The sequence below is a fragment of the Roseococcus sp. YIM B11640 genome, assembly GCF_049727625.1.
Classification (GTDB): Bacteria; Pseudomonadota; Alphaproteobacteria; order Acetobacterales; family Acetobacteraceae; genus Roseococcus.
Genome location: NZ_JBBJOZ010000001.1, coordinates 592,757 through 611,989, shown reverse-complemented (window position 1 = coordinate 611,989; position 19,233 = coordinate 592,757). Strand labels below are relative to the sequence as shown.

The 19,233-nt window shown below is 70.4% G+C and carries 24 protein-coding genes; 15 read left to right on the top strand and 9 right to left on the bottom strand.

All coding sequences use genetic code 11. The annotated features are described in order from the left end of the window. Window positions 1-51: 51 nt before the first annotated feature. Complete coding sequence (locus WJM96_RS03100; RefSeq protein WP_424810956.1) at window positions 52-984, top strand: serine/threonine dehydratase; 933 nt, start codon at window positions 52-54, stop codon at window positions 982-984. Here the strand turns inward: WJM96_RS03100 and phaR are convergent. Continuing rightward, window positions 968-1,519 (bottom strand): polyhydroxyalkanoate synthesis repressor PhaR, encoded by a 552-nt coding sequence (phaR, locus tag WJM96_RS03095; RefSeq protein WP_424810955.1) that lies wholly within the window; start codon window positions 1,517-1,519, stop codon window positions 968-970. The two genes, WJM96_RS03100 and phaR, sit on opposite strands and share 17 nt — an antisense overlap. Before the next feature lie 103 nt (window positions 1,520-1,622). Here phaR and WJM96_RS03090 point away from each other — a divergent pair, with 103 nt between their 5' ends. Beyond that, a complete protein-coding gene (locus tag WJM96_RS03090) occupies window positions 1,623-2,060 on the top strand; it encodes a hypothetical protein (protein ID WP_424810954.1) in 438 nt (145 codons plus the stop codon). A gap of 16 nt (window positions 2,061-2,076) precedes the next feature. Beyond that, window positions 2,077-3,066, top strand: a complete 990-nt coding sequence (locus WJM96_RS03085) for an alpha/beta fold hydrolase (RefSeq protein ID WP_424810953.1) — start codon at window positions 2,077-2,079, stop codon at window positions 3,064-3,066. 52 nt (window positions 3,067-3,118) lie between these two features. Here WJM96_RS03085 and WJM96_RS03080 read toward each other — a convergent pair whose 3' ends face one another. Next, entirely contained in the window at window positions 3,119-3,703 is a 585-nt protein-coding gene (locus tag WJM96_RS03080) for a hypothetical protein (RefSeq protein WP_424810952.1), read from the bottom strand. Window positions 3,704-3,845: 142 nt separating this feature from the next. On the opposite strand from WJM96_RS03080, the gene WJM96_RS03075 reads away from it, so the two are divergent. Then, window positions 3,846-5,021 (top strand): acetyl-CoA C-acetyltransferase, encoded by a 1,176-nt coding sequence (locus tag WJM96_RS03075; RefSeq protein ID WP_424810951.1) that lies wholly within the window; start codon window positions 3,846-3,848, stop codon window positions 5,019-5,021. A gap of 71 nt (window positions 5,022-5,092) precedes the next feature. Here the strand turns inward: WJM96_RS03075 and WJM96_RS03070 are convergent, their stop codons facing one another. From WJM96_RS03070 to proB, 3 genes are all read right to left on the bottom strand, one after another. Next, window positions 5,093-5,542 (bottom strand): hypothetical protein, encoded by a 450-nt coding sequence (locus WJM96_RS03070; protein WP_424810950.1) that lies wholly within the window; start codon window positions 5,540-5,542, stop codon window positions 5,093-5,095. Window positions 5,543-5,674: 132 nt separating this feature from the next. Next, window positions 5,675-6,466, bottom strand: a complete 792-nt coding sequence (locus WJM96_RS03065; RefSeq protein ID WP_424810949.1) for an undecaprenyl-diphosphate phosphatase — start codon at window positions 6,464-6,466, stop codon at window positions 5,675-5,677. A gap of 3 nt (window positions 6,467-6,469) precedes the next feature. After that, window positions 6,470-7,600, bottom strand: a complete 1,131-nt coding sequence (gene proB / locus WJM96_RS03060; RefSeq protein ID WP_424810948.1) for a glutamate 5-kinase — start codon at window positions 7,598-7,600, stop codon at window positions 6,470-6,472. A gap of 81 nt (window positions 7,601-7,681) precedes the next feature. Here proB and WJM96_RS03055 point away from each other — a divergent pair, with 81 nt between their 5' ends. The 3 genes from WJM96_RS03055 (at window position 7,682) to WJM96_RS03045 (ending at window position 9,898) form a co-directional block, all read left to right on the top strand. Then, window positions 7,682-8,296 (top strand): YjbF family lipoprotein, encoded by a 615-nt coding sequence (locus WJM96_RS03055; RefSeq protein ID WP_424810947.1) that lies wholly within the window; start codon window positions 7,682-7,684, stop codon window positions 8,294-8,296. A 61-nt stretch (window positions 8,297-8,357) separates the two neighbouring features. Next, window positions 8,358-8,891 carry a CHAP domain-containing protein gene (locus WJM96_RS03050; RefSeq protein WP_424810946.1) on the top strand — a complete coding sequence of 178 codons (534 nt, stop codon included), beginning with the start codon at window positions 8,358-8,360 and terminating at the stop codon, window positions 8,889-8,891. 32 nt (window positions 8,892-8,923) lie between these two features. After that, a complete protein-coding gene (locus WJM96_RS03045; protein WP_424810945.1) occupies window positions 8,924-9,898 on the top strand; it encodes a Bug family tripartite tricarboxylate transporter substrate binding protein in 975 nt (324 codons plus the stop codon). 16 nt (window positions 9,899-9,914) lie between these two features. On the opposite strand, the gene WJM96_RS03040 is transcribed toward WJM96_RS03045, so the two are convergent. Further along, window positions 9,915-10,109, bottom strand: coding sequence for a hypothetical protein (locus tag WJM96_RS03040; RefSeq protein WP_424810944.1), 195 nt, complete (start codon window positions 10,107-10,109; stop codon window positions 9,915-9,917). A 205-nt stretch (window positions 10,110-10,314) separates the two neighbouring features. Here WJM96_RS03040 and WJM96_RS03035 point away from each other — a divergent pair, with 205 nt between their 5' ends. The 8 genes from WJM96_RS03035 (at window position 10,315) to WJM96_RS03000 (ending at window position 15,676) form a co-directional block, all read left to right on the top strand. Further along, window positions 10,315-10,641 (top strand): hypothetical protein, encoded by a 327-nt coding sequence (locus WJM96_RS03035; protein WP_424810943.1) that lies wholly within the window; start codon window positions 10,315-10,317, stop codon window positions 10,639-10,641. Window positions 10,642-10,853: 212 nt separating this feature from the next. Further along, on the top strand, window positions 10,854-11,120 hold the full coding sequence (locus tag WJM96_RS03030; protein WP_424810942.1) for a twin-arginine translocase TatA/TatE family subunit: 267 nt from the start codon (window positions 10,854-10,856) through the stop codon (window positions 11,118-11,120). A 51-nt stretch (window positions 11,121-11,171) separates the two neighbouring features. Further along, window positions 11,172-11,789, top strand: a complete 618-nt coding sequence (locus WJM96_RS03025) for a methylthioribulose 1-phosphate dehydratase (protein WP_424810941.1) — start codon at window positions 11,172-11,174, stop codon at window positions 11,787-11,789. Then, window positions 11,786-12,325, top strand: a complete 540-nt coding sequence (locus tag WJM96_RS03020) for a 1,2-dihydroxy-3-keto-5-methylthiopentene dioxygenase (RefSeq protein WP_424810940.1) — start codon at window positions 11,786-11,788, stop codon at window positions 12,323-12,325. The genes WJM96_RS03025 and WJM96_RS03020 overlap by 4 nt, the downstream gene beginning before the upstream one ends. A 4-nt stretch (window positions 12,326-12,329) precedes the next feature. Next, the gene (gene mtnC, locus WJM96_RS03015) at window positions 12,330-13,004 is read left to right on the top strand and encodes an acireductone synthase (RefSeq protein WP_424810939.1); all 675 of its coding nucleotides are present in this window, start codon (window positions 12,330-12,332) and stop codon (window positions 13,002-13,004) included. Between the two features lie 45 nt (window positions 13,005-13,049). Next, window positions 13,050-14,030, top strand: coding sequence for a magnesium/cobalt transporter CorA (gene corA / locus WJM96_RS03010; RefSeq protein ID WP_424810938.1), 981 nt, complete (start codon window positions 13,050-13,052; stop codon window positions 14,028-14,030). Beyond that, window positions 14,027-14,665 (top strand): 5,6-dimethylbenzimidazole synthase, encoded by a 639-nt coding sequence (gene bluB / locus WJM96_RS03005; protein ID WP_424811815.1) that lies wholly within the window; start codon window positions 14,027-14,029, stop codon window positions 14,663-14,665. The genes corA and bluB overlap by 4 nt, the downstream gene beginning before the upstream one ends. A 57-nt stretch (window positions 14,666-14,722) precedes the next feature. Continuing rightward, complete coding sequence (locus tag WJM96_RS03000) at window positions 14,723-15,676, top strand: acetamidase/formamidase family protein (protein ID WP_424810937.1); 954 nt, start codon at window positions 14,723-14,725, stop codon at window positions 15,674-15,676. A 112-nt stretch (window positions 15,677-15,788) separates the two neighbouring features. Here the strand turns inward: WJM96_RS03000 and WJM96_RS02995 are convergent, their stop codons facing one another. From WJM96_RS02995 to WJM96_RS02985, 3 genes are all read right to left on the bottom strand, one after another. Continuing rightward, window positions 15,789-16,811, bottom strand: a complete 1,023-nt coding sequence (locus WJM96_RS02995) for an amino acid ABC transporter substrate-binding protein (RefSeq protein ID WP_424810936.1) — start codon at window positions 16,809-16,811, stop codon at window positions 15,789-15,791. 96 nt (window positions 16,812-16,907) lie between these two features. Beyond that, window positions 16,908-17,930, bottom strand: coding sequence for an amino acid ABC transporter substrate-binding protein (locus tag WJM96_RS02990; RefSeq protein WP_424810935.1), 1,023 nt, complete (start codon window positions 17,928-17,930; stop codon window positions 16,908-16,910). A 238-nt stretch (window positions 17,931-18,168) separates the two neighbouring features. Then, entirely contained in the window at window positions 18,169-19,218 is a 1,050-nt protein-coding gene (locus WJM96_RS02985; protein ID WP_424810934.1) for an amino acid ABC transporter substrate-binding protein, read from the bottom strand. Window positions 19,219-19,233 lie beyond the last annotated feature (15 nt).

Genomic DNA, 19,233 nt, shown 5'->3' with positions numbered 1-19,233 from the left:
ATGGCAGGAATGGGGCTCGCTTGAAAGTGCAACCGCGCCACAGGGAAAATCATGCTTCCTGATCGAATCCTTATCACGAATGCCGCGCGCCGCATCACCGCCGACATCCGCCGCACGCCCGTCATCGGCATTCCGGGCTGGGGCCTCCTGAAACTGGAACTCCTGCAGCTCGCCGGCAGTTTCAAGCCCCGGGGCGCCTTCCATCGAATCCGCGCCGCGGGCGCGGGGCCGGCTGGCGTCATCGCCGCCTCGGGCGGGAATCACGGCGTGGCCGTGGCGGCCGCGGCGCAGGCCCTCGGCCTGCGCGCGGAAATCTTCGTCCCGGAGATTTCGGCCGAGGCCAAGCGCGCGCGCATCCGCGCCTTCGGCGCGCATCTCGTGGTCGGCGGCGCGACCTATGACGAGGCCCGCCTGGCCAGCGAGGCGCGCGCGGCCGAGACCGGCGCGCTCATGGTCCATGCCTATGACCAGCCGGAGGTGCTGGCGGGCCAGGGCACGCTGGCGCTGGAATGGGAGGAGCAGTCGCCCGGCCTCACGCATCTTCTGGTGGCGGTGGGCGGCGGTGGGCTGCTGGGCGGCATCGCGGCCTGGCACCGGGCGAACGGCGCGCAGCTCGTGGCCGTGGAGCCCGAGGGCTGCCCCTGCCTGCACGCCGCGCTGGCGGCGGGCCGGCCCGTGCCCGCGCCGGTGGGGGGCGTGGCGGCGGATAGCCTGGGCGCGCGGCAGGTCGGCGGCCTCATGTTCCCGCTGGCGGCCGAGCTTCACGCCGCGGGCCGGCTCACGCCCGTGCTGGTGCCCGACGGCGCCATCCGGGAGGCCCAGCGCATGCTATGGGAAACGGTGCGGGTGGTGGCGGAGCCCGGCGGCGCCACGGCTCTCGCGGCACTTCTCTCCGGGCTCTGGACGCTGCCCCGCGATGCCCGTGTCGGCATCCTGGTCTGCGGCGGCAACACCGATCCCGGCAGCGTCAGCCCTTCTGCCTGAGGGCCGCGAGCTCGGCCCTCAGCTCGGCATTCTCGGCGCGCAGCACCTCGACCTCGCTGCGTCCGGGGGCGCCGGGCTGGAAGGGCGTGAAGAAGCTCATCGCCCGCTCGATCATCTGCATGTTGCGCTGGCCGATCTCCTCCAGGCTGAAGGGGCGCAGCGCCTGCTCCATGCCGCGGCGCATCTCCTCCTGCTGGCGGGCGAAGCCGGTCATTGTCGCTTCGAGGTAGCGCGGGATCACGCCCTGCAGGCTGTCGCCGTAGAAGCCGATGAGCTGGCGCAGGAAGCTCTCGGGCAGCAGGTGGCTGCCCTTGGATTCCTCCTCGACGATGATCTGGGTCAGAACGGAACGGGTAATGTCGTCGCCCGACTTGGCGTCATAGACCACGAAATCCCGTCCCAGGCGCACCATCTGCGCGAGATCCTCGAGCGTGACGTAGCTGCTGCTTTCCGTGTTGTAGAGACGACGGTTCGCGTACTTCTTCACCACGACCGGCGGTGGGCCTGATTTCGTTTCGGCCGTCTGATCGGGCATTTGGCGTCCCCACTATGGCGTTTGCTTCCCAGCGAGCGTAGCACGGGCGCCACGGGATGCGACAACTTCACGCGACCGGTGTGAGATGCAATCACGGGCATGAATGGACCAGCCAGAGGATATCGAACGGCTCGCCGCCGATTGGATCGCGCTTTGGGAGAGCGAGCTCGCCGCGCTCGGCCAGGATGCGGAGCTGGCCGAATCCTGGGCGGCATCGGTCGCGCTCATGGCCGCGTTCTGGCGCGCGCAATCGGCGCATCTGGCCGCCGCCATGAAGTGGCGCGGGCCCGATGAGGAGCCGCCGCGGCCCGCGCCCGCTGCCGCTGCATCTCCTGCTGGGGGCGGCGCGCGGGATGGCGGCGCTGGCGTTCCAGCCGCTCCTCCCGGGGCCAAGCCCCTCGGTGACGGACCCGATGTGGAGCAGCTTCGCGCCCGGCTGGCCGAGCTGGAACGCCGCCTGGCCACGCTCGAAGGCGGGGCGGCAGGAGGCGGAGAGGATCGCCCGCGCCCTCGCAAGCCTCGGACCCGCCGCAAGCCCTGAGCATTTCCGCGCCGCCGTGCTTCGGCGCCTCTGGCGGCAGGATGCGGCGCTGCTCCGCGGCCTCGCCGCCTATCGCCGCCATCCCCATGCGCGCGACCTGCCGGACCCGCCCGTGCTCTGGCGAGAGGGCTCCGCGCGGCTGCTGGATTTCGGCGGCACGGGCCGGCCCGTTCTGTTCGTCCCCTCCCTCGTGAACCGCGCCTATGTGCTGGACCTCGACGAGGGCGGCTCGATGATGCGGTGGCTTGCGGCGAACGGCGTGCGGCCGCTGCTGCTCGACTGGGGCTGGCCAGGCGAGGCCGAGCGCCGCTTCACGCTGACCGACCACATCGCCGGACGGCTGGAGCGCGCGATCCTCGCCGCGCCGCCGGGCCTCGCGCTCGCGGGCTATTGCATGGGCGGGCTGCTGGCGCTCGCCGCCGCGCTGCGCCGGCCCGACCGCGTCTCGGCGCTCGCGCTGCTGGCGACGCCCTGGGATTTCGCCGCCGACCCGCAGGCGCGCGGCCTTTCCCGCCTGCTGCCCGGGCTGGAGCCGATGATGGAGCCGATGGGCGCGCTCGGCGTGGACATGCTGCAGAGCCTCTTCGCGATGCTCGACCCCTACGCCATCCCCGAGAAATTCCGAGCCTTCTCGCGCCTCGACCCCACGAGCGCGCGGGCCCGCCGCTTCGTGGCGCTGGAGGATTGGCTGAATGATGGCGTGCCGCTGGCCGCCCCCGTGGCGCGGGAGACGCTCGGCGGCTGGTATGGCGAGAATACGCCCGGACGCGGCGAATGGGCCGTGGCGGGGCTGCCCGTACGGCCGCGGGACTGGCGGGGGCCGGCCTTCGTCGCCGTGCCCGCGCGCGACCGTATCGTGCCGCCGCCCTCCGCCCTGCCGCTGGCGGCCGCGCTGCCGGCCGCCGCCGTGCATCTGGTGCCGGCGGGGCATATCGGCATGGTGGCGGGCCAGAGTGCCGAGGCCGCGCTGTGGCGGCCCCTGCGCGACTGGATCGCTGGCGTCTGATCCGCCGAGGCGGTGGTATCGCCGAGGCCGTGAATCAGCCGTGCCAGCCGCTCTAGGCCGCGCTCGCGCGGTCCCGCTGCACCCGGTAGGAGGAGGGATCGAGGATCCGCGAGCCCTCGGGATTGGTGTCGGAGAACTCGAAGACCGGCCCTTCCCAGGCGCCGAAGTCGATCGGCCCCGAGGTGTCGTTGTAGTATTGCGTGTCCTGTCCTGCGATCACCCGCGCGCCGGTCGTCAGCGCGAGATAGCCGCAGAACCGCCTTCCATCCGCGCGCGTGCCGATATTGCCCTGGTAGGTTTCCGCCGGCGCGCAAGCGAAGACGACGATCTCGTCCACCAGCCCCTTCCACCGGCTCGTCAGCCCATAGTTGAAGAGGTTGAGCCCCTCGCGCCCAAGCTGCAGGCCGAAGCCCCCATGGGCGGTGGGGATGGTCATCCCGGAACCCAGGTCGGAATGGCCCTCATAGCCGTGGCAGAGGATATGAAGCCGGTCGAGCTTGCGGACCTGCCGCGCCCGCCTCGCCACCACCTCGACGATGTGGTGGATCGACGTCTTGTCGTTCACCTGCATGACGAAGTTGTAGTAGGCCGGCGTCTGTCCGCTGAGGCGCCGGTCGTGGATCACCATGGATGGCATAGCATGCTCCTCCGAGTGGAGCGGGCAGCCTATCCGCCCCGGCCGGCGGATTTCATGCGTCGCAATGTATCGTCTGTCGCTCGACTCGACGCCGTCCCGCCCCACATGCGATGAGTCGAGGAATTCCCCGGGGAGTGGACCCATGACTGACATCGTCATCGCTTCGGCCGCGCGCACGCCGGTCGGCAGTTTCAACGGCGCCTTCGCCAGCCTTCCCGCCCATGAGCTCGGCCGCGTCGCCATCGAGGCCGCGCTGAGCCGCGCGGGCGTCGCCGCCGCCGATGTGGACGAGGTGATCCTCGGCCAGATCCTCACCGCCAATGCCGGGCAGAACCCGGCCCGCCAGGCCGCCGTGAACGCCGGCATCCCCGTCGAGCGGACCGCCTTCGGCATCAACCAGCTCTGCGGCTCGGGCCTGCGCGCCGTGGCGCTCGCCGCCCAGCAGATCGCGACCGGCGATGCCAAGATCGTCGTCGCGGGCGGGCAGGAGAGCATGAGCCAGGCGCCGCACGCGCAGAACCTGCGCGGCGGCCAGAAGATGGGCAGCCTCGAATTCACCGACACGATGCTCAAGGACGGGCTGTGGGATGCGTTCCACGGCTATCACATGGGCAACACGGCCGAGAACGTGGCCCAGAAATTCCAGCTGACCCGCGCCGAGCAGGACGCCTTCGCCGCGGCCTCGCAGCAGAAGGCGGGCGACGCGCAGAAGGCCGGCCGATTCAAGGACGAGATCGCTCCCGTCACGGTAAAGGGCCGCAAGGGCGACGTGGTGGTGGAGGCCGACGAGTATCCGAAGCCCGAGACGACGGCCGAGGTGCTGGCCAAGCTGCGCCCCGCCTTCGCGAAGGACGGTACGGTCACGGCCGGCAACGCCTCGGGCATCAACGACGGCGCGGCCGCGCTGGTGGTGATGTCGGCCGATGAGGCGAAGAAGCGCGGCATCAAGCCGCTGGCCAAGATCGTCTCCTGGGCGACGGCGGGCGTGGATCCCTCGATCATGGGCACGGGCCCCATCCCGGCGAGCCGCAAGGCGCTGGCGAAGGCGGGCTGGACGGTCGGCGACCTCGACCTCATTGAGGCCAATGAGGCCTTCGCCGCGCAGGCCTGCGCCGTGAACAAGGACATGGGCTGGGATACGTCGAAGGTGAACGTGAATGGCGGCGCCATCGCGCTCGGCCATCCCATCGGCGCCAGCGGCGCGCGCGTGCTGACGACGCTGCTCTACGAGATGCAGCGCCGCGGCGCCAAGAAGGGCCTGGCCACGCTGTGCATCGGCGGCGGCATGGGCGTCGCGATGTGCGTCGAGAGCGTCTGACGCCGCTCAACGCCTGAACATGCAAAAGGGGAGGGCGCGTGCCCTCCCCTTCTTCATTCCGGGAAGCCGGATCAGCCGGCGCCGAGCGCCACGTCAATCTGGCGAACCGCCTCGCTGCGGTTGCGCTGGCGCAGCGCCTCACGGGCGCTGGAAATCGCGGCCACGCGGGGCTGCGCGCTCGGCTCGCCCGCGCGGACGGGCTCGGTGCTGCGCGTCAGCAGGCGGGATTCCGCGCGTTCCAGGAACTCGTTGGCCTGGCCCAGCTGGCCGCGGTTGATGGCGAGTTTCGCCTGGTTCAGCCAGTCATGCACGCCCTCGGCGCCCATGGCGTCGGCCGCACGGCCCACCTGGTTCTGGTGGGTGACCGACGGCGTTCCGGGATTGCCGCGCTCCCGCTGCATCTCCGTCATCGCCGGGTCAGCGCTGCGGTGCATCGGCGACATGGGCTGCGTCTGCGCGAAGGCCGGGGCGGCGATGGCGATCGTGCCGAGGGCCGCATAGATCCAGGAAATCTTCCGCATGGGGTTTCTCCTTTCGAAGCTGGGGGCGGACACGCGTCTGCGCGTCCGTCGGCCACGTTCGGAATGTGGCGCACCGCCTCGGCATGGAGGCGGTCGCCGGAGAAACGCCCCGGCGGCGGCCGGGTTGCCCCATCAGCCGATCAGCAGCACCGCCAGCATCAGCACGCCGAGCGCGATGCGGTACCAGCCGAAGGGCGTGAAGCCGATGCGGCCAATGACGGAAAGCACCCAGCGTACCGTCACCAGCGCCACCACGAAGGCGACGACGAAGCCGATGGCGATCTGCGACATGCCGTCGAAGGAAAGCTCGTGCCGCGCCTTCAGCAGCGAATAGGCCGTGGCGGCGAGCATGGTCGGGATGGCGAGGATGAAGCTGAACTCCGCCGCCGTCTTGCGGTCCACGCCGCAGAGCAGCGCCGTGATGATCGTGGCGCCCGAGCGCGAGGTGCCCGGGATCATCGCCAGCGCCTGACCGAAGCCGATCAGCACGGCGGCGAGCGGGCCGATCTCCGGCACGGAATGGATGCTGGGGTTCGGCATGGCGCGCTCGATCGCGATGATCGCGACGCCGCCCAGGATCAGCGCCACGCAGACCACATAGGGGTTGAACAGCAGCGAGGTGATCGTGCCGTGCAGGGCGCCGCCGATCACCATCGCCGGCAGGAAGGCCAGCAGGATGTTCAGCGCGAAGTAACGCTGCGGCGAGCGCGGCCGCCACATGTTCACCGCGACATCGAGCAGCTTGCGCCAGAACACGACGATGACCGCGAGGATCGCCCCGAGCTGGATCGAGATCTCGAAGACCTTGCCTGGCGGCCCCTGGAAGCCCAGCAGCTCGCCCAGCAGGATCAGGTGACCGGTGGAGGAGATGGGCAGGAACTCGGTCAGCCCCTCCACGAGGCCCATCAGCACGGCATCGAACATGCGTCAGTCTTCCTTTTCCGCGGCGGGCTCGGTGAGGACGAGGTCGTCGCGATGAATGATCTCGTCGCGCCCGCGCCAGCCCAGGAGCGCCTCGATTTCGGCACTGCGATGGCCGGCGATGCGCGCCGCGTCCGCCGCGTCGTAGGCGGAGAGGCCGCGCGCGAGCTCTCGCCCCGCCTCGTCCCGCACGCTCACCGGGTCCCCGCGCGAGAAATCGCCCGTCACCGCCCGCACGCCGGCCGGCAGCAGGGAGCCGCCGCGATGGAGCGCCCGCGCCGCGCCGGCATCGACCGTAAGCGTGCCGTGCGGCAGCAGGGAGCCGCCGATCCAGCGCTTGCGCGCCGTGCGGCCCTCGGGTGAGGGCAGGAACCAGGTGCAGCGCTCGCCCGCCTCCAGCCGCTTCAGCGGATGCGGGGCGGCGCCCAGCGCGATGGCCATGGAGCAGCCGGCATCGGTCGCGATGCGCGCCGCGATCAGCTTGGTGCGCATGCCGCCGGAGGAATAGCCGGGCGGGGGATCGCCCCCCATGGCCATGATCTCGTCCGTCAGGCGCTCGACGACCGGCAGATGCTCCGCCTTCGGATCCTTGCGCGGATCGGCCGTGTAGAGCCCGTCGATATCGGAGAAGAGGATCAGCGCATCGGCCGAGATCATCGCCGCCACGCGCGCGGCGAGGCGGTCATTGTCGCCGAAGCGGATCTCGGCGGTCGTAACGGTGTCGTTCTCGTTGATGACCGGCACGCAGCCGAACTCGGCCAGCGTCGCCAGCGTCGCACGCGCATTGAGGTAGCGGCGGCGGTCCTCGGTATCCTCCAGCGTCAGCAGCAGCTGCGCGGCGCGCAGCCCATGCGCCGCGAGCGCCGCGTCCCAGGAACCCGCGAGGCGGATCTGCCCCACGGCGGCGGCGGCCTGCTTCTCCTCCAGCCGCAGCACCTTGCGCGTGAGGCCGAGCTTGCCGCGGGCCAGCGCCTGGGCCCCCGAGGAAACGACGACGACCTCGACGCCCCGCGCCTTCAGCGCGGCGATATCGGCGGCAAGGCTGTCGAGCCAGACGGCCCGCGGCTCCCCCCGCTCGACGAGCAGGGCGGAGCCGATCTTCACGACGATGCGTCGGGCCTGGGCGAAGGGTGACATGGTCTGGTCTGTGAGCGTTTTGCCGGAACTGGGCAAGACACCCCCCTCGCCACCGCCGGAACTTGTTCCTACTCTTCGCCGATGCGCACGATTCCGGTCCTGATGACGCTGCTTTTTCTTGCCGGATGCGAGGCGAATTCCTTTTGGCCCGCCCTGCCCTTCTCGGGCGAACCCGATCGCATGGCCATCGCCGCCGCCGAGAGCGGCGAGATCGAGCCGGATGCGCAGCAGATCCGCTTCCGCATCGGGCGGCGCCAGGCCACCGCCGTGCTCATCCAGCGGCAGGGCGAGCGGCGCATGTGGCGGGCGCCCGGCGGCGTGGTGGTGGCCACCGATGGCGCGCGCGTGGTCGCGACCGCGGGTCTGCCGCAGATCGTGACCGGCACGCGCTTCGACGGGCCCGACCCTCTGGAAGATCCGCGCGCCCTGCTGGACCGCAGCGCCGAGGCGCGGCGCCTGGTGGACGTCTCCGGCGCCTCGCGCGATCCGGCCAGCATGCGCTTCGGCCTCGCCTTCGACTGCCGGCTGCGCGCGGACCGGACGGAGGACAACGACATTGTGGTGGTCGAGCGCTGCCGCGTGCCGGGACAGTCCACCGTCACCAACCGCTTCTGGGCCGACGAGAACGGGCGCATCGGCTATGCCGAGCAATGGGCTGGCCCTGGGATGGGGCTGCTGGCGCTGGATTTCGATTAGCCGAATCCTGTAGCATCGCCTCGTCGCGCTTCGGGGGAAGCGCGCAGGGGGTTCTTTTCCAGTGCCGATCGCAAGCATTCCGCCGTCGCGGCGTGGCGTGCTGTGTCTCATCACCCTGCTGTCGCTCGCGGGCTGCGGCAGCACGCCCAGGCGCAGGCCCACCATCGCGGGCGTGCCCGATCCGGGCCCGTCGCTCGACCTCTCCTGCGTTCCCTACGCGCGGCAGCGTTCGGGCATCGACCTGCGCGGCGACGCCTGGCAGTGGTGGACCGCCGCGGAAGGCCGCTACCAGCGCGGCCAGAGGCCGGCGCGGGGCTCCGTGCTCGTGATCGCGCGCACGCGCCGCCTCCCCTCGGGGCACCTCGCCGTCGTCTCGCGCATTGTCTCGCCAAGGGAGATCCGGGTGGACCACGCGAACTGGGCCAACGGCTCGGGCCGGGGCCGCGTGGCGCGCGACCAGCCGGTGCTCGACGTCTCGCCGAACAATGACTGGACGGCCGTTCGCGTCTGGTATCCAGGCGCGGCGGACTACGGCAATACCGTTTTCGCAAGCCAGGGCTTCATCCACCCCCGGCTCGATTTCGCGGGAAGATGAGGGCATAACCGATCCAATCCCGGAGGATCGTAATGCCCGCCCATCGCCGCGCCGTTCTTGCCGTTCCCGCCTTGGCCCTGGGCGCCGGTGCCGCGCAGGCGCAACAGGCGTGGCCGGACCGGCCCGTGCGCCTGATCGTGAGCTTCCCCGGCGGCTCCACGCCCGATATCGCGGCCCGCGCCGTGGCCGGGCATTTCGCCCAGGTCTTCGGGCAGCCCTTCGTGGTGGACAACCGCGCGGGCGGCGGCGGCACCATCGGCGCCGAGGCGGCGGCGCGCGCGACGGATGGCCACAGCTTCGGCGTCACCATCGGCGGCCCCGGCTCCATCGCGAAGATCCTGAACCCGCAGCTCGGCTACGATCCGGTGCGCGACCTCGTGCCCGTCTCGCTGCTCGCACGCATGCCCTTCGTGCTGGCGGTGAACCCCAGCGTGCCGGTGCACAACGTCTCGGAGCTGATCGCATATGCGAAGGCCAATCCGGGCAAGCTGAACTACGGCTCGGTCGGCGCGGGCAGCACCGGCCATATGCTGGTGGCCGAGATGGCGGCGCGCCACGGCCTCGACATGACGCACGTGCCCTATCGCTCCGTGCCGCAATCCGTGACGGAGATCGTGGCGGGGCGCATCCAGCTCATGGCCGCGGCCGCCGGTTCGGTCCTCGCGCAGGCGCAGCAGGGCCAGGTGCGCGCCATCGGCGTCTCGGGCGACCGGCGCATGAGCCAGATCCCGGACGTGCCCCTGCTGACCGAACAGGGCGAGCCGGGCCAGGGCGTCTATGCCTGGATCGGCCTCTTCGCGCCCGTCGGCACGCCGCCCCAGCGCATCGAGCGCCTGGCGGCCGAGGCAGGCCGCGCCCTCTCGACCCCGGAGACGGGCCGCGTGCTGGAGACGGCGGGCTTCGAGCCGCTGGGCACGCCCCCCGCCGCCCTCGCCGCGCTGATCCGCGACGAGGTGGCGCATTGGGGGCCCGTCATCGATCGGCTGAACATCCGCCCCGAGAGCTGAGGGCGCCCGCGCCCCTTTAGTTCAACGCGCGATCCACGGCACGGCCCGCGCGTTCGGCCGGGCCGCTCGGCGGATCCACGGCATCGCGGATCCGTTCGCCCGCGCGGTCGAGCTCGCGCCCGGCCCGCTCGGCAGGGCCGGCGGGCTTGTCGCAGGCGGCGAGGCCAAGGCCGAGAGCCGCCACGGGAAGAAGAAGCAGGAAGCGTCGCATAAGGGGTTCCCTGAATGTGAAAGAACGCTGCCTGGGGAACGCCCGCATGCCTGCGAAGGTTGCCTTATATGGATGGGAAACCTCGCCACGCTGCGATGCGTTCGGTTTCCCAACGTTGCACTCATGGAGAAGCGGCCCTGCGAAGGTCCTGTTTCGACCGCATTTCCGGCGTGAACTGCAGCGGATGGATGGAAGGAAGAACGAGATGGAACGCCGTCGCATGATTTTGATGGGCCTCGCGGGCGCGGCCGTCGCCGCGCTGGGCGTGCGGCCGGCTGCCGCGGCCATCGGCAATGTCGTGGGTGCCGCCGTGCCCCCGCCCGGGGCCGAGCCCGTGCAGTGGGGCCCGCCGCCCGGCCCGCCGCCGGGCCATCCGCCTGGTCCGCCGCCGGGCTATGGCCCCCCGCCGGGGCCCCCGCCCGGCCATTGGCGCCGCGGGCGGCGTTGCTGGAACGAGACGCGCCGCGTCCGCTACCACGACCAGTGGGGGCGCCCCTATTGGCGCAACGTCACCCGTCGCGTCTGCCGCTGATTTCGACCCGGGGCGCGCGGGGGGCATTGCGTCCCGCGCGCGCTTGCACCACATGGAAGTCGGTGGGACGCGATCCGGAGGCCGGATCGCATGCCAGGGCCGGCCGATGGGGCCAGGCTGATGGCCCCCCGGGGCATCGCGGCTTCTGTTCGAGGCCAAGATGCTCTAGGTTCCGCACCATTACATAAGCTCCACGGGATCGAGGCGCGACGATGGGTTCCTTCAGCATCTGGCATTGGTTGATCGTCCTGATGGTTGTCCTGCTGCTGTTCGGCAGCGGCAAGATCAGCGGCCTCATGGGCGACCTGGCCAAGGGCATCAAATCCTTCAAGGCGAACATCAAGGAGGACGAGCCCGCTCGCGACGCCTCCATGGCCGCCGAGAGTGCGCCGCCCGCCGGCAGCATTCCTGGCCCGCAGCAGGCTGCGACGACCGCGCAGCCCGCCGCCACCAACACGACGGGCCGCCCCGCGGCCTGATTCACCTCCGGCCCGGGCGCCCCTCGCCCCGGGCCGCTCGGCGGGCTCGACATGCGCTCCATTCCGGAAATGGCGACCGAGGCGATCCGCGCCGCCGGCCGGCGGATGGACGCGCTCGGCTGGGTGCCGGCGACGGCCGGCAACATCTCCGTCCGCCTGCCGGATGGCCGCGTCGCCATCACGCGCTCCGGCTTTCACAAGGGCTTCATCCCGGAAGACGGGGTGATGGCCGTGGACCTGGACGGCCGCGCGGAGGACAGCAACCTCCGCCCCTCGGCCGAGACCGGATTGCATTGCGGCATCTATCGCCGCTTTCCCGAAGCGGGCGCCGCCCTGCATGGCCATTCCGTCCCCGCGACCGTGCTCTCGCGCCTGTCGGGCGATGCCATCGCGCTCGCCGGATATGAATTGTTGAAGGCATTTCCGGGCCTGCCGACGCATGAGGCCGCGATCCGCCTGCCCGTGGTCGACAATGACCAGGATATTCCCCGGCTTCAGGCCCGCGTGACGCAGGCCTGGGATGCCGACCCCGCCCATCCTCCGGGCTACCTCATCCGCGGCCATGGACTATATGTCTGGGCCGGCGATATGCCGGGGGCGCTGATGCGCCTCGAAGCCCTGGAATTCATGCTCGCCTGCGAGCTGGAAGCACGGAGATTGCGCCCATGAGCCGCTTGACCGTCTGGGATGCCGCCACGCAGGCAGAGCTCCTGAAGACCGAGGACCCTGCGAAGATCGCGGAGGCCCTCGCCCCTATCGGCGTGCGCTTCGAGCGATGGCCGGTGGCCGACCTGCCGCCCGGCGCCTCGGCCGAGGAGGTGCTCGAGGCCTATCGCCCGAAGCTCGACGCGCTCCTGAAGGAGTCGAAGGCCGGGACCGCCGACGTGATCCGCCTCACGGCCGACAATCCGCAGAAGGACGCGATCCGGCAGAAGTTCCTGTCGGAGCACATCCATACCGAGGACGAGGTCCGCTTCTTCCATGAGGGCGCGGGCAATTTCGTGATGCATGTGGACGGCAAGGTCTTCGACGCGCATTGCACGCGGGGCGACCTGATCTCGGTGCCGGCGAACACCAAGCACTGGTTCGACAGCGGCCTGAACCCGCATGTCACGGCGCTGCGCGTCTTCACCGACACCACGGGCTGGACGCCGCACTACACCGGCACCGACATGGCCGACAAGTTTCCGGTCGTGGTCGGATAGCCGCGTGTCGGGTGGGATCACGCATGTCCTGACGGACATCGAGGGGACCACCACCGCCATCGCCTTCGTCCATCGCAGCCTCTTCCCCTACGCGGCCTCCGCGCTCGAGGGGTTCCTGGCGCGGCATGGCGGCGAGGCGGAGGTGGCGGCGGCGCTTGCCGAGGTGCCGGGCGAGGACAAGCTCGCGCAGCTGCGTGCCTGGATGGCGGCCGACGCCAAGGTCACGCCCCTCAAGACGCTGCAGGGCCTCATCTGGCGCGAGGGCTACAAGGCCGGCGAGCTGAAGGGCCATCTCTGGCCCGATGTGCCCGGCGCGCTGCGGGAATGGCACGCCCGCGGCCTGCATCTCGCCATCTATTCCTCGGGCAGCGAGGAAGCGCAGCGCCTCATCGTCCGCCATTCCGAGGCGGGGGATCTGGAGCCCCTCTTCGAGGGCTTCTTCGACACGCGCATGGGCATGAAGCGCGAGGCCGCGAGCTACGCCAACATCGCCCGGGCCTGGGGCGTGGAGCCGGCGCGCATCCTCTTCCTGTCCGATGTCGCGGAGGAGCTGGACGCGGCGCGCGAGGCGGGCCTCGCGACCTGCCAGCTCGTCCGTGCCGAGGATGGCACCAGGCCCTCCGGCCGCCATCCCGAGGCCCATGATTTCACGGAGGTGACGCCGCTTCTCGCGGCGTGACAGCCTACCCCCTCTCAACCGCCTACGTCGCGCGGAGCGCCGCCCATGCTGACGACCTACACCGTCGAGAACGGCCAACTCGCGATGCGCGAAGGCGTGCACGACGCCCAGTCCCTTCGCCAGGCCATCTGGATCGACCTGATGCAGCCGACGCGCGACGAGGAGAACGCCGTCCAGAACGCGCTCGGCCTCGAAATCCCGACGCGCGAGGAAATGCAGGAGATCGAAAGCTCCTCGCGCCTCTATCGCGAGGGGGAGTCGCTCGTCCTCACCGCCAACTTCCTCTACGGCGTGGAGACGGGGGAATTCAGCTCGACGCCGATCTCCTTCGTGCTGGCCTACAACTCGCTCGTCACCGTGCGCTACGCCACGCCCAAGGCCTTCCCGGTCTTCGCCGCGCGCTGCCAGAAATCGCCCTCGCTGCTCAACAGCGGCGACGCGGTGATGCTGCATCTCTTCGAGCAGATCGTGGACCGCCTCGCCGACATCCTGGAGCGCATCGGCGCCGACATGGACCGCGCGAGCCACGCCGCCTTCCGCCGCGGCAAGCCGGGCGAGGTGACGCTCGGCCAGAACGACCTGAAGGAGACGCTGGTCACCCTCGGCCAGGTTGGTGAAGTCACGACGCGCGCCTCGGAGACGCTGCTCGGCCTCAACCGGATCCTGACCTTCGTGGGCGCCGAGAAGGCGACGGCCGTGCGCAAGGAGAACCAGGGCACCATCAAGACGCTGGTCCGCGACGTGCGCTCCCTGGTCGAGCACGCGAACTTCCTCAACAACAAGGCGACCTTCCTGCTGGATGCCGTGCTCGGCATCATCAATGTCGAGCAGACGAACATCATCAAGACCTTCACGGTCGTGAGCGTGGCGCTGATGCCGCCGACGCTGATCGCCAGCATCTACGGCATGAACTTCCAGCACATGCCCGAGCTGGAATGGGTGAGCGGCTATCCGCTCGCGCTCATCCTCATGGTCGCGACCGCGGTGGTGCCGGTCTGGTACTTCAAGCGGAAGGGCTGGCTCTGACACTCCCCGGCTTCGACGCGGCCTTCCGCGAGCAGCTCGACCTGCTGCTGCGCTGGCGGCGCGACGTGCGGCACTTCCGCCGCGACCCCTTGCCGGAAGGCACGCTCGAAGCCCTGGTGGAGCGCGCCTGCCTCGCGCCGTCGGTCGGCAACAGCCAGCCCTGGCGGTTCGTGGCGGTGGACAGCCCCGGTTGCCGTGCCGCGATCCGCGCCGAATTCGAGGAATGCAACGCCGCCGCCCTGGCCGCGCAGCCGGAGGAGCGCCAGGCCGCCTATGCCGCGCTCAAGCTCGCGGGGCTGCAGGAGGCGCCGGTCCACCTCGCCGTCTTCTGCGACGAGCAGACGCGGACCGGCCATGGTCTGGGCCGCGCGACCATGCCCGAGACCTTGCGCGCTTCCGCCATGGGCGCGGTGCTGACGCTCTGGCTCGCTGCCCGCGCGCGCGGGATCGGTGTGGGATGGGTCTCCATCCTGCGCGCCGGGCGCGTGGCGGCGATCCTGGACGTGCCCGGGAGCTGGGCACTGACCGCCTATCTCTGCCTCGGCTATCCGGAGCGCGAGGAAGAGACGCCGGAACTGGACCGGAGGGGCTGGCAGGGCCGCGACCCGGAGGCCGGGCGCATCCTCAGGCGTTGACCGCCTTGACCGCCGCAGCCGCGCCCGGCTTCATCGCGGCCTGACCAGGAGTCGCCGATGGCCGCCACCCACCATGTTTCCGCCACCCCTCAGACCATCCGCTGGGGCACCTTCGACGCCAGCTACAAGCCCGTGCTGGAGGTGGAGAGCGGCGACCTCGTGGTGCTGCAATGCGTCTCCGGCGCGCCGGACGTGATCGCCGAGGCCGTGGCGCTCGGCCTCAACATCCCGCCGGCCCTGACCGCCATCCACGCCAGCAACCCGCCGCGCCTCGGTCCGCACATCCTGACCGGCCCCGTCGCCGTGAAGGGCGCCAAGCCCGGCGACGTGCTGCGCGTGGATATCGAGAAGATCGAGCTCGGCGCCGAATGGGGCTTCTGCGGCTTTCGCCCGCTCGGCGGCACGCTGCCGGAGGATTTCCCCTACCGCCGCATGCTCCACATCCCGGTGGACCATGAGAAGCGCACAGGCCACGTGCCGGTCGGCCCCGGCATCGACCTGCCGCTCTCGCCCTTCTTCGGCGTGATGGGCGTGGCCCCGCCGCCGGAATGGGGCGCGATCTCGACCAAGGAGCCGCGCGCCCATGGCGGCAACCTGGACAACAAGGAGATCGGCGAGGGCGCCACGCTCTTCCTGCCGGTGCATGTCGAGGGCGGGCTCTTCTCCGCCGGCGACGGCCATGGGGTGCAGGGCGACGGCGAGGTCTGCATCAACGCGCTGGAGATGTGCCTCACCGGCCATTTCCGCCTGACGGTGGAGAAGGATGCCGGCCTGCTCTACCCGCGCGCCGAGACCAAGACGCATTTCATCACCATGGGGATGCACGAGGATCTCGACGAGGCGATGAAGAAGGCCCTGCGCGAGATGATCGGCTTCATCACCAGCCGCACCAACCTCAGCGCGGCGGACGCCTACCAGTTCTGCTCGCTGGCCGTGGATTTCCACGTGACGCAGACCGTGAACGGCGAGAAGGGCGTGCACGGGCTGCTGAAGAAGGGCCTGCTCTTCTAGCCCCTCGAACGCCGGGCGCGCGCGCTGCGCGCGCTTGGCTCCGCCGCCTTTCGCGGCCGTGTGATCCTGGGAAGTGAAGCCGGGCGCCGGGCCTGCCGGCGCCCGGGCCCCCTCAGCGCATCGGCAGGGCGTACATCAGGCCGCCATTGGTCCAGAGGTTGTTCTGGGCACGCGGCAGGCCGACCGGCGTGCGCTCGCCCATGGTGCGCTCATAAAGCTCGCCATAATTGCCGATGGCGCGGATCGCGTTATAGGCCCAGGCCGGGTCCAGCTTCAGCGACTGGCCGAGCTCGGGCGTCGCGCCCAGCAGGCGGCGGACGCTGGCATTGGTGCTGGTGCGGCGCATCTCCTCGGCGTTCGCCGCCGTCACGCCCAGCTCCTCCGCCTCGATCAGCGCATAGGTGTACCAGCGCACGAGGTCGAACCACTCGTCGTCGCCCCGGCGGATATAGGCCGCGTAGGGTTCCTTGCTGAAGCGCTCCGGCAGCACGACCCAGTCGCCCGGCGTCTGCATGGTCGAGCGCGTGGCGGCAAGCTGCGAAGCATCGGTGCCGAAGGCATCGCAGCGCCCGGCCTGCAGCGCGGCGGCCGCCTGGTCCGTGCGCTCGAACACCACGGGGGTGAAGGGCACGTTGACGCTGCGGAAGTAGTCCGCCGTCACCTGCTCGTTGGTCGTGCCCTGGATCAGGCAGATCGTCGCGCCGCCCAGGTCCCGCACGCGCTGCACGTTCAGGCTCTTGCGGACCATGAAGCCATGGCCGTCATAGAAATAGGTGACGGTGTGGCGCAGGCCGAGCGTGGTGTCGCGCAGCATGGTCTGCGTGCTGCCGCGGATGAGCACGTCGATCTCGCCCGAGCCCAGCGCGGTGAAGCGCGTCGAGGCCGTCAGCGGCACGAAGCGGATCTTGTTGATGTCGTTGAAGATGGCGACGGCCAGGCCGCGGCACATATCGACCTCGAGCCCCTGCCACACGCCCCGGCTGTCGGGCAGCGACATGCCGGCATTGCCGGTGTGGATGCCGCAGACGAGCTGGCCTCGCTGGCGGATCTGGTCGAGCGTGGGGCCGGCCTGGGCAGCGGCGCCCATCGCAACGGCGAATGCCGCGGCGAGCGCGGCACGGATATTCCATTTCATTCTGGCGATCCTGGTCCCTGTGGTAGTCCCCGGATGCTCGGCAGGCATCCGGGGGAAGTCAACATATGCGTGTGTTGCGTTGCGGTGACGGCCAGCTCAACGCATCGGCAGCGCGTACATCAGGCCGCCATTGGTCCAGAGATTGTTCGGGCCGCGCGGCAGGCCGACCGGCGTGCGCTCACCCATGGTGCGCTCATAGAGCTCGCCGTAATTGCCGATGGCGCGGATCGCGTTGTAGGCCCAGGCCGGGTCCAGCTTCAGCGACTGGCCGAGCTCCGGCGTCGCGCCCAGCAGGCGGCGCGTGTTGGCGTTGGTGCTGGTGCGGCGCATCTCTTCCGCATTGGCCTGGGTCACGCCCTGCTCCTCGGCCTCGATGAGCGCGGTGGTGTACCAGCGCACCACGTCGAACCACTCGTCGTCGCCGCGGCGGATGTAGGCGCCGTAGGGCTCCTTGCTGAAGCGCTCGGGCAGGATCTCCCAGTCGGCGGGCGTCTGCATGGTCGAGCGCACGGCCGCGAGCTGCGAGGCGTCGGTGCCGAAGGCGTCGCAGCGCCCGGCCTGCAGCGCGGCCTGCGCCTGGTCCGTGCGCTCGAAGACCACGGGGCGGAACTGCACGTTCACGCTGCGGAAGTAGTCCGCTGTCACCTGCTCGTTGGTCGTGCCCTGCACGAGGCAGATGGCCGCGCCCGCCATGTCGCGCACCCGCTGCACGCCGAGGCTCTTGCGGACCATGAAGCCGTGGCCGTCGTAGAAGTAGGTGGTGGCATGGCGCAGGCCGAGCGTGGTGTCGCGCAGCATGGTCTGCGTGCTGGTGCGGAAGAGCACATCCACCTCGCCCGAGCCGAGCGCGGTGAAGCGCGTCGAGGAGGAGAGCGGGATGAACCGCACCTTCGAGATGTCGTTGAAGATCGCGACGGCGAGGCCGCGGCAGAGATCCACGTCCAGGCCCTGCCACACGCCACGGCTATCGGGCAGCGAGAAGCCCGCGACGCCGGTGCCGATGCCGCAGTTCACGGCCCCGCGGGCACGGATCTGGTCGAGCGTCGGGCCGGCCTGGGCGCCGGCGCCAAAGGTCACGGCAAAGGCCGCGACGAGCGCGGCGCGAATGTTCCATTTCATGTTCTTGACCACCCAATCCCTGTATTGGCGGAAAGGATGGTCGCGGGGTGCGTGGCGCAGCGTCAACGCGGGAATCCGGCAGGCCAGCAGGGTCGTTTCGCCATTGCCGCCGCATTTGCGCTCGCGGCGCCGCAGGAGCGCCGCGAAATTGTGCAGCCCGGAAAACTTCGGCCCGAGGCGAGCCTCGGGCCGGGAGCGCAGAGCCAGCCGCGCGGAGCCCGCGCCCGGCGTCTGGGGCTTACCGGAAGGGCGGGGCGTAGAGCAGGCCGCCGCGCGTCCAGATCTCGTTCTGCGCGCGCGGCATCGCCAGCGGCGTGGTTGGGCCGAGGCTGCGGTTGTAGAGCTCGCCGTAATTGCCGATCGCACGGATGGCGTTGAAAGCCCAAGCCGGATCGAGGCCCATGCCCTGGCCCACCTCGGGCACCGCGCCCAGCAGGCGGCGGACGTTCGCGTCCTGCGAGGTGCGTCGCATCTCCTCGGCATTCGCCGCCGTCACGCCCTGCTCCTCGGCCTCGATGAGCGCGAAGGTGAACCAGCGCAGGATCTCGAACCACCGCTCGTCGCCACGGCGGATCACGGCGGTGTAGGGCTCCTTCGAGAAGCGCTCGGGCAGGATCACCCAGTCATTCGGGTTGGGCAGGGCCGAGCGCATGGCGGCGAGGCCCGAGGCGTCGAAGCCGAAGGCATCGCAACGGCCGGCGGAGAGGGCGGCCAGCACCTGCTCGTTCTGCTCCAGCAGCACGGGGCGGAACTGCAGGTTCTGGCTGCGGAAGTATTCCGCCGTGATCTGCTCGTTGGTCGTGCCGGGATTCAGGCAGATGGTCGCGCCGGCCAGGCCGCGCACGTTCTGCACATTGGCGTCGCGCCGCGCCATGAAGCCATGGCCGTCATAGAAATACGGCTCGACGAAGCGCAGGCCGAGCGTGGTGTCGCGCAGCACGGTCATGGTGCTGGTGAGGAAGAGGAGGTCCACCTCGCCCGCGTTCAGCGCGGTGAAGCGCGTGGCGAAGGAGAGCGGCACGAAGCGCACCTTGGTCGCGTCGCCGAAGATCGAGGCGGAGAGGCCGCGGCAAAGATCGGCCACCATGCCGCGATACTCGCCGCGGCTGTCGATGGTGGTGAAGCCCGGGGTCTGGGCGTTGACGCCGCAGATCAGGGTGCCGCGCTGGCGGATCTGGTTGAGCGTGGGCGATGTGAGGTTGGCTTGCGCCGAAGCCTCGGTCGCGGTCCAGGCGGCCGCGCAGAAGGCGAGCGCGGCCAATGGCGCGCGCAACCAGGAAGTCAGCATTCTCGATCCTCTCCC